We start from the raw sequence: 12595 nt of genomic DNA on the forward strand, positions 1-12595 counted from the left end.
TTATATCACCTATAGGATATGGGCTATTCTATATTTTCTTGATTGTTTTCCGTTTTCGTTTCATTGTTGTCTGCTCCGGAATTTGAGTGATTAGGTTCCTCATCTTTATTAGGAGAAAAAGAATTAGCAATGGATCCTAATTCACCTTTTAAGTTACTTTTGCCTGATAAATTACGAATTACTTCATTTAAATCGAGGCCAGTCATTTGAGATAAACTATCCTGGAGACTAGCCATCATACCAGTGACACTTCCAGGTAAATTATTTATTCCGTTACCATTTCCACCGTCAAGGATACGAATAGATTCTACATTTCCTAAAGGTTCGGATACTGCTTTAGCGAATTCAGGTAACATATTGATTAACATTTCGGTCATCATTACTTCTTTATGTTTATTTAATGCTTCTGCACGCTTCTCAATTGCCTCAACCTCAGCTAAACTTTTTGTCTTAATAACTTCGGCTTCTGCATGACCTGCTTTTGTTTTGGATTCAGCTTCCGCATCAGCATTACGTACTTTTTCATAGTAATCAGCATCAGCTTTAGCTCTCCGAACTTTGACTTCTTCTTGCTCTAGTTTTACATTACGCTCACGTTCTAATTGCTTCAAACGTAGTTCTTCTTCTTTTTTTTGACTAACAATTTTCAAACGTTCGTTTTCTACTTCAATCTCACGTTCTGCTTTTTCTAATGCATAAGCTGCTTCTGTTTTCGCTCTTGCTTTCTCTGTTTCTTCCTTAAAAACAGCATCCTTAATTTCTTTCTCTTTCCGTGATTCTGCAATGGAAGTCTCTCTTTCATACTCTTCTCTTTGCGTTTCTTCGTTCATTTGAGCCACGTGCACTTTCGTTTCACGCGTATTAGTTGCTTCTGCAATTTCAGCTTCTTTTTGGACTTCAGCTGTTCTCGGACGTCCTAAATTGGTTAAATAATCGCTTCCTTCGACGTCTTTTAAATCCGTCAGCCCAAGACTTGTAATTTTGAAACCCATAGCATCAAGCTGGTTCTGTGCAATTTCGCGCACTTGCCCGTTGAAACTTTCTCGATCATTGTTTATTTGTTCTACTGTCATTTTCGATAGTATAGCACGTAAATTAGACCCCAATACTTCCGAAATATCGGATTCCAGATCTGCTTGATCTCTGCCTAAAAACTGCTCCGCATACTTTGCAGTGCCATCTAGAGAATCGGCTACTTTAATCATGGCAACAGCCTCGCCAACAATAGGAACTCCCTGTTTGGTATAAACAGTTGGTGTTATTATCTTTAATTGAAAAGATGTTAAAGAAACTGGCGTGTGTGTTTGAAACATCCTTAAACGATGCCCTCCACCACGAATTACTTTCATATACCTTCCCTCATCATCCTGAAACACATTGGTATCCTTATTAGGATCGCCTAATTTCGGTCCAGTAATGATCAAAGCCACGTTAGATGGAACGGTCTTATATTTAATTTTCATATAAATGAACCAACCCACTCCACTAAAAACAACCAAAACTACTAACGCAATTAAATAAATAAATGCCACAAAATCTCTCCTTTTTTGATTATCGCATATCAATCCATATTTATGATTATGTATTTGGATTCATACACGTCAAATTTTATTAGAAAATTTTCCCCAACACTCTTCATTATATATGTATTGTTACGATTTTAAAATATCTTATGAAAAAATAATTAATTTAGTCTAATATCAGAACTTGGTAAAAGCTACTTCGGATACTCCTCTTAGCTTTTATCCCTAAAAATACAGCCTTACTTCTTTCATCATGAGCAATATACCTACACAGGAACCATTGGAAGATTATTATAAAATTTGTCGAAAGAATAAAGTAGATTCTATTGGAGATGTAAAAGTAATTCGTTACAAAGATTTATTAGAATATGCGGTTACTAAATTCGGCGTCGAATTTGTCGAAGAGGTAAAAGCTGATATCCAGTTCCATGAAGAATGAGATGAACGTGAGAAATCGCTTAGAATTACGGATAAATTGATCATTCAATGTCAGGAATTAGCACCTGCGATGATTATCTTATTCGCTCCTCCATACTATCCCGCAGTTAATTCTACGGGGAACGATCTAGTTAAACTTGTACGAATTTCGTAACGAAAAAGCTACTGAAAAATACGATCTATCTATCAAGCGAATTCGTTATTTTAATGGTCTATGTGATTTAAGTTATGTAAACTACTCTGGTTCCACTGAAGGCTGGGCAGCATTTGAAGAGATACCTGCGATTTTAGAGGATATGGTTCATTTGATTAATAAACAGTAGAGTGAAGTTAAAGAAGTAAGTAATGTTCTAGTATTTCCTTGAATGTCCGTAACCCTAATCGTCAGATCAAGGGCTACGGATATGCTAAAGTTTCCTGTAACCTTTATTAAATTAAGACTATAGCTACTTCTACGCTCCAACTTGATTCCATAATATGGAGTTACCATAGCTGTTAGTACATTGCCAAAATTCATAGATCAACATCTTTTCTTTCAATGATAATTTATTTCTTTTTCTATCGTTTCACTTAAATGAAAAACATCATGTAACGCATTAACTGCATCTGATACATCCTTCTCATGAATTAACGCCCAAATTGTTGTATGGCTATCAGCAGATTGCAGGATTTGAATTCCTTTTTCAGTAAGTGTTTGTACTATTTTTGAACCAATGCCAATAATCCCTCTCATTCCTCCAACCACTGATACTTTTGCGCAATTTTCCATCACTTGTGGGTGAAACCCCAATCTTATTATATGATTTACTGCAGATTGTGTATAAACCCTAGGAATTGTTAAAAATAGTTCAGTAGGGGAGATATTAATAAAATCAACTAACATATCTGCTTCTGCCATTACCTTCAAAAACTCTGAATGGAGACGGTGCATTTTCTCTCGATGTTTAATTTTGATTTGGGTTAAAGCGGGCATATGAACAATACCAGTAATCAGTCGATCAGGTATTTCCTTTATTTTTGAATTTGTCACCAATGTACCACTCTTTTTTGAATAAGTAGAGCGCACATGTAATGGTATATTTGCTTGCATAACAATTTCAACCGCTCTTGGATGAATCACTTTTGCTCCTTGATATGCCAAATTACAAGTTTCCGAATAGGATAGAATTTTTAATTGCCTTGCAGATTTGACCATTCTTGGATCGGCTGTCTTGATTCCGTTAACATCTGTAAAGATTTCAACTTTTTCGGCATTGAGTGCAACTCCAAGCTCTGCAGCAGTGGTGTCACTTCCTCCTCTACCGATCGTTGTAATCTCCCCCGCAGATGTTTGACCCTGAAAACCTGCAACCACAACGACATCATAGTTATTTATTTCATTTAATAAGCGAGCGGTATTTATACTTTTAATTTTTGCCTGGGTAAATTCAGATGATGTGATAATTCCCGCTTGTGCACCTGTAAGTGCAATGGATTTAATATGATTATTTTGTAACGCATTAGATAATTTCACACTAGCAATTGTTTCGCCACATGACATCAACAGATCCATTTCGCGTTTATCATTACATGCATTGGAATTATTTACAAGACTTAGTAACGTATCTGTAGCATAAGGATCAGGCTTACGTCCTAATGCCGAAACAACAACTACTACCTTATACTTACCTTCAATCGCATTTTTAATATGAGAAATCACCTTAGAAATGCTAGCTTGTGATTGTAATGAAGTACCTCCAAATTTCTGAATTAAAATTGTCATTTTCACACCTCTATTATACAACCATTTATTTTTATTAACCTTCTCTCCCTCTTAAATTTTCGTTCGAGCTACTACTTCATGAAGGGCGTTAGCAACTTTTCCATGTTCGCTTGCATGCGGACGATCGTCTCCATCATCATATCCATAATCAAACATGCGATTTCGGTTAAGTGTAAGCTTCGTAAATGCCGGGCGCAACAAATCAAACAGCTCAAATCGTTCTTGTAATTGCGGGAATTTTTCTTGATAGGATAGAATCTCCTCACGGACAATACTCCAAAAGCGATGTTCGGAAAATTGTTCGTTTTCTTGCAAGATGTTACTTACATAACGGAAATGACAAATGAACAATCCGGTGAAAATAAACTGTGTTAACCCTTCAGGGGGCTCACAGCGCAAAACCTCTTTCATTTCAGAAGATAGCCCAGCCAGTTCCAGCAGTGGCTGGTCACTAATATTTACGTCGTCTACAAAATCCTTCATAATAATACGTTCGGGTATGTAATCTCTTAGGATCAGAACTGTATTTTGGCCGTGCGGTGAAAAGACTGTACCATATTGATATAAGCAATGAAGCAATGGAGGTAGAATGGCGTTCGTCAATTTATGGACCCATTGCTCCACTGTCAGTCCTGATTTTTCAATGAGCTTTGATACAAACGGGTTGCCTTCATGATCCACATACAGCAGCGCCCCTAGTGTGATGGCATGTTCCCCTTCCTGAAGCTTCTTATAAATACTTTCTCTCCATACGACACCAAGCATTTCCAAATATTGATATGGAGCGCCTTTTAATTGATGAAATGTGCGGTGGTTGACATTCATCGTCGCTACCTCACCTAATAGCCCAAGACGACATTCTTCTTTTAAAAATGAATCGTTTTCAAGTATGTTTTTCATAAATGCTGTTACTTCAGGCGCGATAACTGTTCTCTCACTTGGAAGCCCTCTATGTACAAGCGTATTTAAGATGCTCATTGGCAGCTTGACATGATAGTTATCTTTATTGGTGACATTAACAAATGTGCGAATCGATTGCTGTGGGAGGTAATCGTCCTCTCCTTCACCTAATGGGATAATCTCTTTTTTAGCAATTTCTGCAGCAAACATAGAGACAATCATGTTGTTCCATTGCCATTCATGAATTGGCATGAAGTAGTAATCCGATTCCGTTACTCCTAAATCCTTAAGCCTTTTTCCAAACCGTTCACATCTCTCTTGCCCTAGTTCTTGTGTAATTACATCTTCATAAGCTAAACTGTCAATGGAATGAAATGTGCCGATGTTTTGGTGGACGGCGATCCAGGATAAGTTCACCTTTTTTTGTTGTTCGGGTGCATATTCCAGGTAATCATCATATCCAAATCCGATCCTGCCTTTATTATAGGTAATCCACGGATGTCCCGTCATTTCTCCCTCCAGCTCTGCATAATCCAGTTCAGTTAATTGATCAGAGGATTTGGCTTTTTCCTGCAAATGGGTATCTGCTACAAGTGTATGTAAATACTCCTTCACTAAGTTGCCTGCTGTTGAACTGGTCATCTTTCCTTCTTCTTGAATGCTTAATAAAAGAGCGAGAGATAACGGCATATCTGTTTCTTCTACTACTATAACTTCAATGCTCCCAAGGGAAACTTGAAAACTGTCGAATAAACGAGGTTTCGCTTCAAATTGGTACACCGTTCCTTTTTTGTCACACCATTCATAAAACTGAACGCCTTCTTTTTCCTTTAGCAATGTCGGCGTAATAATTTCTTCGTACATAAACTCTTGAAGCATTTTCGCCAAAAGTTTCCGATCTGCTTCCTTCCAAGCTTTTTCAGATAACATAGTTAAAGGTGTTTCACTAATTTTCATAATGGTCCACTCCCTATCCCTTTTTACAGTCCAAATTGTTGAAATACATTGTTTTCATATGTTTGATATATTTCTTTTCCTGCCAATTGGTTAATAATTGTCGCGTTTCGGAACGCACCAAGCCCCAAATCAGGCGCGCCGACACCGTGTGTATGAAGCTCCCCGTTTTGTATAAATAAATGATTATGACCATTATTATTCAATTTCAATTTGTAATCTTCTTGAATAACAAGCTGACCTGCCTCATCCCATTCCAACATGGACTTTAACCCATTGAAGCACTCGGGAATAAATGTACGATAACCTGTTGCAAGAATGACTACCTCACTTTCCATTTGCTTGTTTTTTTCTTGTTCGTACTGATACATTGATAAATGATAGTGACCATCCCCTTTTTCAATGGACTCAAGCTCGGTCAATGCCTGCAAATGAACGTTCGTCGTTTCGCCTCCAACTGTTTGCTCATACAATAAATCATAAATGTCGGCAATTGTATCAAAGCTAATTCCTTTGTACAGTAATGCCTGTTTGTCAAGGATCGTATTTTTCTTTTCTTCCGGCAGTTTATAAAAGTAGCGGGTATAATCTGGTGAAAAATGTTCCAGCCCAAGCTTCGAATATTCCATCGGAAAAAACCCTTTTGATCTTGTGTACCAGGACAATTTGTAATCATGACTTTGTTGTTTGGACAATAGATCATGGAAGATTTCAGCTGCACTCTGCCCTGAGCCTACGACCGTAACCGAATTTGCTTTTAGCATATTCTCCCGCTTGTTTCTATACTGAGAAGAATGAAATACCTGATCACCAAGCGCCGAATGAAACTTTTCTGGAACGTTTGGCCTTGTTCCCACTCCTACTACCACATGTTTGGCATAATACGTTTTTTGCTCCTTTGTTCTAGATGAAAAAACAGTAACGCAAAAATGTCCCTCCTCTGTTTGCTCGATGTTCTTCACTTCGCACGCAAACTGAAGCTGTGGAAGTTGTTCCGTTATCCATTGACAATAATGATTGTACTCTCTTCGTGGAATATGAAATTTCTCAAGAAAGTAGAAATGATAAAGCCGCTTTTGCTCATGCAAATAGTTCATAAAGCTGAAAGGGCTTGTCGGATCCACCATTGTTACCGCATCTGCCATAAAAGGTACTTGCAGTGTCGTTCCTTCTAGCATCATCCCTGGATGCCATTCAAAGCGTGTCTTTTGATCAAAAAACAAAGAACGACATTCTGTTTTTTCAAGCAATGCTGCTAAACCGAGATTAAAAGGACCGATTCCTACTCCGATGACGTCTAAAATTTGTTTATTTGCCAATCTGTCCACCTCTTTTCAAACACTTTCCGTTCACATGCCATCAGTAATCCTGTTTTGTCAGACAATTCAATCTCCTTGACAGGCTGAAAACCACATTTTTTGAACACATGAATCATTTTTTCATTTCGTATATCAGGTTCTGCTATGATTTTTCGTGTTTTAGTTACCTGAAATTTTTTTTGCAAAATAGTCATCAATAATGGATATATGTGGCCTTTTCCTAAAAACTTTTTTGGCCCAATCAACAAGTGAATCCCTTGATCATACTCATCAAAAGCATAATAATTACCGATACTATCGTCCTTCACCCAATAGGACTCCCAATAACTCATAGGTACCCCATCAAGTTCACCGATCAAGAGTGTTTGATGGTCATCTTGCAAATTATTAGTTACATGTACTATATAATTTTCCATTGAAATAGTTAAATTCCAATAGGGAACCACATGCTTTTCCTGCATCCATAAATACAGTCGCCTTAAATCGTTTGTCATACTCACATGGCGAAAGGAAATTGTCTTTTTAATGACCGAATCATACCGTTCAAAGGGATACTTCTGTTGACCAGGGGTTTTAACCATGCCGTTCACCTGCCATCATCAGTGGGTTTGTAAGTTGACCATACACCGACTGTGTCTCCATAGATCCCACAAGTTCATCCATATCGTGTACTCTCGTTAACAAATTAGCTTTGCAAGGCAGCTTTGCTTCATATAATAAAGAATCTAATAAGTTTGTATGATCCCCTAACCGTTTCTTAAAGTCTGCCAGCTCCTCTTTCATCATTACTAGTAATCGATGTTCATCGATTAGCCGATTGACCCCGAATGCATTAATTAAACCGAACAAGTGATTGAAAAAGACATAGTATCGGAATCGATCCTCTGCAATGGAGTCGGCACATATCGTGTCACTTTTTTCATTTAAGGTTGGAACGAGCTGCTTTAAAGCGTTAGCCTTCGATTCCATAAAATAATAACCTTGATTATCGCGGTAATAAAAAGTAGAAGGATACCCTTGTTCATCAAGTTTTATAATGGAATTTTGCTGATGGGCTTCAAGGGCTATTCCATAAGTAGCATACAACCAATAAAGCGGACGCAAACTTACTTTTAAATAGCGTGCAAACCATTGTTCACTTGCGTCGGCGATTGAAATGTTTTCTTTGTCTGCTATTTCATAAATGATGTTAGCTAAATGGGAAGCTTCTCCGGTTATATGGTCTTGACAAAGCGCCGCAAGCAACGTCGTTCGTGAATCGTTCCCTTCTTGAAACGAATTTTCACGTATGACCACTTCAAATCCGGTTTCTTCCATGTCAAGCTTCAACGTAATATAAGCTGGATCTTCGATAATGCGGAATGAAGGATGCGTTTCTTTTAGCTTTTCGTTAAGCTCTCCGTGAAGCAAACGGCTCACTTCCACCCCGCGGTTAAGCTCTTTTCGCATATTGATGCGTAGTGAATTAGTAATTTTCACAGGGATTGAAAATTTGTACATGAAGCTAGCCTCTGGATGGTATACAGTCCGTACTGAAGAGGTTGGGTAAAATTTTCTTCCATGTGGACCTAGATAATCGAGTTTACCTAATTGAATCAGGTTTCCCACATCTTCCCGTCCTAACAGCTTTCGTGCTTGCAGCGGATGAACAGGGATGAGCGAAAAACAATTTCCTACGCAATATTTATCTTTAAACGATTGTGAAACGAAAGGGTCTTTCTTTAATTCTTCTTTTATAAGCACGGAAGCATTATGAGACAAAATAGAATCTTCCTCGACGATATCACTTTCAGCCCGGAAGTAATGAAGCTGGAAAGCTCCTTTTCGTTCGGGTGCAAAAATATGCTCTTCATCTTCATCAATTCCCTGACGACTTTTCGGTGTCGGATGTACTTGGTGTCCGATTAACAGCGATTGCTCTGATTGAAGAAACGTTTTTTCCGTTTGATAGCATTCTTCCAGATTATCGCTTCGCTCTGAAATAATTCCTTTCATATTCTGATAGCTTAAGATCGTCCGAAGCATCAGTTCATCCGTTTGAACAGGTTTATTGGATGTGAGTGAAAACTCTTTTTGCATGAAAGCAAGTAGTGTAATGTAATCAAGCTCTTTTGCTTCATCATTCTTTACTTGATAATACATAACTGGTGCAAAAAGATGACGATCTGTCACGGATTTATATCGAACCGGAAAGTAAAATGTAACCGACTGCCGCTCAAATGAAATAACCAATACTTGCTTGATACTTTCGCCCTCCAATGGAACAGAGACTTCCTGAGCAAACTTCCACTGCCCTTCCCCTGTTTCCCTTACATAACAATTGATCAAATTTTGCATGGTAAGATGATTAGTGATAAACGGAATATTCATACCGAATCTCTCCTTGCTCTTTTTCTATTTTTTCACCAGCTTGTTTCATTCGCTGTATATGGGCTAGCATATTGCTACTCGTATTGAGAGGATTGAGCATAGTAAATTTCAAGTATACTTTTCCGTCTTGCTTCGTTTTTGCCATGATCAGCTCGCCGTTTTGATAGAAGGCACGCTGAAGCCCAAGGTTGATTTCATCTACATACGTCTGGTCTTCCCGATGGTTTGAGGGCAAGTAGCGGAATAAGACAACATTGATTTCCGGCTCATTTAACACCTCAAAAGAAAGATCGCCCTTTAACAGCAATGCCGTTTCTTTGGCCAGATTAACGGTATAATCGACCATTTCTCCAAACAAATCGGTTCCCATCAATTTAAAAGTCATTAACAGCTTTAAAGCATCAAACCGTTTTGTTGTTTGAACACTTTTTTCCACGAGATTGATAATACCTCCTGCCTGGTCTTCTTCGCTATTCAAGTAATCTGCATGGTAAGTAATTTGCTGAAAATCCTTCTTATGTTTCACGAAAAAAGCCCCGCAGCTGATAGATTGATAGTAAAGCTTATGGAAATCAATTGTAATAGAATCAGCTAAGCGTAAATCAGTGACAAGATGACAATATTGATGAGAAAATAATAGCGCTCCTCCATAGGCGGCATCAACGTGAAGCCACATTTGTTCTTCATTCGCAAGCTTAGCTATCTCAACGATGGAATCTACACTCCCAAAATCTGTCGTTCCTGCTGTTGCCACTACCATAAATGGAAGAAGCCCTTGCTCCCTTAGCTGTTTAATCTTTTCCTTTGCATCGTTTAGACAAAGTTGTTGGTTGTCATTTACCGCCACTTTTACTACGGCATTCATACCTAGCCCAAGCTGCGCTGCCGATTGCTGGACCGTAAAATGAGCGTGTTCCGAGCAAAGAATCCGTAATTTACTTGCTTCAAATGGCAAGCCCTTTTTGTGAACATTAATCGAGAAATACGTTTGACAAGCTTTATTGCGAGCGAGCAATAAAGCCATATAATTGGACTGCGTTCCCCCGCTTGTAAAGACACCATCTGCATCATGAGGATAGCCGATCTGTTTCGTGAAAAAGTTAATTAATTCTGCTTCAACGTATGTAGCAGCAGGGCTTTGATCCCATGAATCCATCGATTGATTGAGTGCATTGATGATGACTTCAGCCGCAAGTGACGGAAGTATAGGCGGGCAATGAAGGTGCGCCATTGCAGAAGGGTGAGAGACCCATAACGAATTTCTCACTATTCCATTTTGGATTTCCTCCATCACATCATCAATTTTCTGCCCTGTAGACGGGATCGTGAGCATCTCTTTCACTGTTGATTCAATTTCGTGACGAGAAGCTCCTGAAAAAGAGTGAGTTGTTCTCGTTGTTTGATCAGTAATTAACGCAACAGCTTTATCCATTAGTGTACGGTACATATTTTTGCTTTCATTAGAATGAAGAAACCATTGGGTAAAGTTCGTTCTCATTTCCATCACCTTCTTATCGCAATCCAAATTGAGCTTCGGCACTTGTAATCGCTTCACTGAAGCGCTGCAATACCTCATCAATTTGCCCTTTTGAAATAATTAATGGGGGCAACAGGCGAATCACGGTATCAAAACGGCCTCCAACTTCCAAAATTAATCCACGGCTAAAGCATTCTTGTTGAATTCTTTCAGCAAGTTCAGCGTACGCCGGATAACTTCCAATTTCGTTTGGCTGCTTCATAGGATTAATAATTTCGACACCAATCATAAGTCCTCTGCCTCTTACATCTCCAATTGAAGACATTTCTTTTTGAATAGATTTCAACTGTTCTGCTAAATAAGTCCCCATCTCATGTGCATACTCCGGCAGATGGTTTTCATTTACAAAACGTAAAGTTGCTTGACCGGTAGCCATCGCCATTTGATTTCCTCTAAATGTTCCAATATGTGTTCCTGGTTCCCATTTATCAAGACTACGATCGTAAACTACAACGGATAGTGGAAGACTTCCACCTATTGCTTTTGAAAGCACGAGGACATCCGGCTCGATTCCAGCATGCTCGAATGCAAACATTTTACCTGTTCGCCCGATGCCTGTTTGCACTTCGTCGATGATCAGTGGAATGCCTCGTTCTTTTGTAATACGGCGAAGCTCTTTTAGCCATTTAATTGGAGCAGGAACGGAACCTCCTTCACCTTGTACAATTTCTACGATTATACCGGCCGGCTTGACAATACCACTTTCTGGATTGTCCAATAAATTTTCAATGTATGTACTGCTAATGCGATGTCCATCTTTTCCCACACCGAACGGGCAGCGGTATTCATATGGATACGGAAGGAAATGAGTATCCGGTACTAGTGCGTGAATATTCTTCTTTGGTCCTACCGTCCCGCTAATACTCAATGTTCCGTGCGTGGAACCGTGATAACCCCCTTGAAAGGAAAGAATAGCTCTGTTGCCAGTTGCCGTTTTCACTAGTTTCAAGGCTGCTTCTACTGCATCACCACCTGTTGGCCCACAAAAATGAATTTTGGCTTTTTCTGCAAATGAATGTGGTAAAGAAGCGAATACCTCATCTATAAATGCTTCTTTTACTGGTGTCGTCAAATCAAGTGTATGTAAAGGCAAGTATGACTGCATGACGTTTTCAATCGCTTCCCGGACGACAGTGTGATTGTGGCCTAATGCCAGTGTTCCAGCTCCCGCTAAACAATCCATATATTGCTTTCCATCCATGTCTGTTACGTAAATACCTTCTGCTCTTTTAATTGCAAGTGGAAATCTCCTTGGATAGGATCTTGCGTTTGATTCTCTTTTTTCTTGCATGGATAACAATGTTTCATTTTCTGAACAAGTTCGAACGGTTGATTCCATAATTCAACACTCCTTTACTAATAATCATTACGCTTTATTTAACTTTTAATCCTCACTATAACGTTTAATTGATAGTGAGTTTCATTAGCAATTACACTTATCACCTTAAATGATAATGATTATCAATGTCAATTATAAATGAGGGAAATAAGTAAATTTACCCAAAGAAAAATTCCCTATGAGCATATATACCACTATCACTAAACCACCCCTACAACCTCCCTCCTCTCGTCCAATTAACAATAAAAAACATAAATCCCTTCCAACACATGAGAAAACGATTCGACTGCATTGTACTTGCGAACGATACAAACAAACCCATTTATAAACTACTCTATAGAAGTATTTGAATGGTCAAAGAGAAGTGAATGGATAGACGGATTATAAACAAGTTAGACATGTAAATAGTCACCCTAATGCAAGTCATAAGGAATCTTCTTTGTAATAATGCCG

General features: G+C 38.6%; 10 protein-coding genes. 2 read left to right on the forward strand and 8 right to left on the reverse strand.

The genetic code is table 11. The features are described 5' to 3' along the window. Positions 1 to 23: 23 nt before the first annotated feature. Entirely contained in the window at positions 24 to 1532 is a 1509-nt protein-coding gene (locus AC3G7N_RS11335) for a flotillin family protein (RefSeq protein WP_489422262.1), read from the reverse strand. 244 nt (positions 1533 to 1776) lie between these two features. Here AC3G7N_RS11335 and AC3G7N_RS11340 point away from each other — a divergent pair, with 244 nt between their 5' ends. Both AC3G7N_RS11340 and AC3G7N_RS11345 read left to right on the forward strand, forming a co-directional pair. Beyond that, positions 1777 to 1962 carry a hypothetical protein gene (locus AC3G7N_RS11340; RefSeq protein WP_489422263.1) on the forward strand — a complete coding sequence of 62 codons (186 nt, stop codon included), beginning with the start codon at positions 1777 to 1779 and terminating at the stop codon, positions 1960 to 1962. Positions 1963 to 2098: 136 nt separating this feature from the next. Further along, positions 2099 to 2284 (forward strand): hypothetical protein, encoded by a 186-nt coding sequence (locus tag AC3G7N_RS11345; RefSeq protein ID WP_489422264.1) that lies wholly within the window; start codon positions 2099 to 2101, stop codon positions 2282 to 2284. Between the two features lie 212 nt (positions 2285 to 2496). Here the strand turns inward: AC3G7N_RS11345 and dapG are convergent, their stop codons facing one another. Genes dapG through AC3G7N_RS11380 form a run of 7 tightly spaced genes read right to left on the reverse strand, consistent with a single transcriptional unit; the run spans position 2497 to position 12142 of the window. Further along, complete coding sequence (gene dapG / locus AC3G7N_RS11350) at positions 2497 to 3723, reverse strand: aspartate kinase (protein WP_489422265.1); 1227 nt, start codon at positions 3721 to 3723, stop codon at positions 2497 to 2499. A 51-nt stretch (positions 3724 to 3774) separates the two neighbouring features. Next, a complete protein-coding gene (locus AC3G7N_RS11355) occupies positions 3775 to 5580 on the reverse strand; it encodes an IucA/IucC family protein (RefSeq protein ID WP_489422266.1) in 1806 nt (601 codons plus the stop codon). Positions 5581 to 5603: 23 nt separating this feature from the next. After that, the gene (locus AC3G7N_RS11360; protein ID WP_489422267.1) at positions 5604 to 6896 is read right to left on the reverse strand and encodes a lysine N(6)-hydroxylase/L-ornithine N(5)-oxygenase family protein; all 1293 of its coding nucleotides are present in this window, start codon (positions 6894 to 6896) and stop codon (positions 5604 to 5606) included. Further along, positions 6875 to 7477: a GNAT family N-acetyltransferase gene (locus AC3G7N_RS11365; protein WP_489422268.1), complete on the reverse strand. Its 603-nt coding sequence runs from the start codon at positions 7475 to 7477 to the stop codon at positions 6875 to 6877. Before AC3G7N_RS11365 ends, AC3G7N_RS11360 begins: the two co-directional genes overlap by 22 nt. Beyond that, complete coding sequence (locus AC3G7N_RS11370) at positions 7470 to 9266, reverse strand: IucA/IucC family protein (protein WP_489422269.1); 1797 nt, start codon at positions 9264 to 9266, stop codon at positions 7470 to 7472. Before AC3G7N_RS11370 ends, AC3G7N_RS11365 begins: the two co-directional genes overlap by 8 nt. Continuing rightward, positions 9244 to 10764: a pyridoxal phosphate-dependent decarboxylase family protein gene (locus AC3G7N_RS11375; RefSeq protein WP_489422270.1), complete on the reverse strand. Its 1521-nt coding sequence runs from the start codon at positions 10762 to 10764 to the stop codon at positions 9244 to 9246. Before AC3G7N_RS11375 ends, AC3G7N_RS11370 begins: the two co-directional genes overlap by 23 nt. Positions 10765 to 10777: 13 nt before the next feature. Further along, the gene (locus tag AC3G7N_RS11380) at positions 10778 to 12142 is read right to left on the reverse strand and encodes an aspartate aminotransferase family protein (protein ID WP_489422271.1); all 1365 of its coding nucleotides are present in this window, start codon (positions 12140 to 12142) and stop codon (positions 10778 to 10780) included. Between the last annotated feature and the right edge of the window lie 453 nt (positions 12143 to 12595).

Source organism: Virgibacillus carmonensis (assembly GCF_057836705.1).

Bases quoted from the DNA above. Each gene is read 5' to 3' on its own strand.
- AC3G7N_RS11340 (WP_489422263.1), top strand. From the start codon at position 1,777: ATGAGCAATATACCTACACAGGAACCATTGGAAGATTATTATAAAATT.
- dapG (WP_489422265.1), bottom strand. From the start codon at position 3,723: ATGACAATTTTAATTCAGAAATTTGGAGGTACTTCATTACAATCACAA.
- AC3G7N_RS11355 (WP_489422266.1), bottom strand. From the start codon at position 5,580: ATGAAAATTAGTGAAACACCTTTAACTATGTTATCTGAAAAAGCTTGG.
- AC3G7N_RS11365 (WP_489422268.1), bottom strand. From the start codon at position 7,477: ATGGTTAAAACCCCTGGTCAACAGAAGTATCCCTTTGAACGGTATGAT.
- AC3G7N_RS11370 (WP_489422269.1), bottom strand. From the start codon at position 9,266: ATGAATATTCCGTTTATCACTAATCATCTTACCATGCAAAATTTGATC.
- AC3G7N_RS11375 (WP_489422270.1), bottom strand. From the start codon at position 10,764: ATGAGAACGAACTTTACCCAATGGTTTCTTCATTCTAATGAAAGCAAA.
- AC3G7N_RS11380 (WP_489422271.1), bottom strand. From the start codon at position 12,142: ATGGAATCAACCGTTCGAACTTGTTCAGAAAATGAAACATTGTTATCC.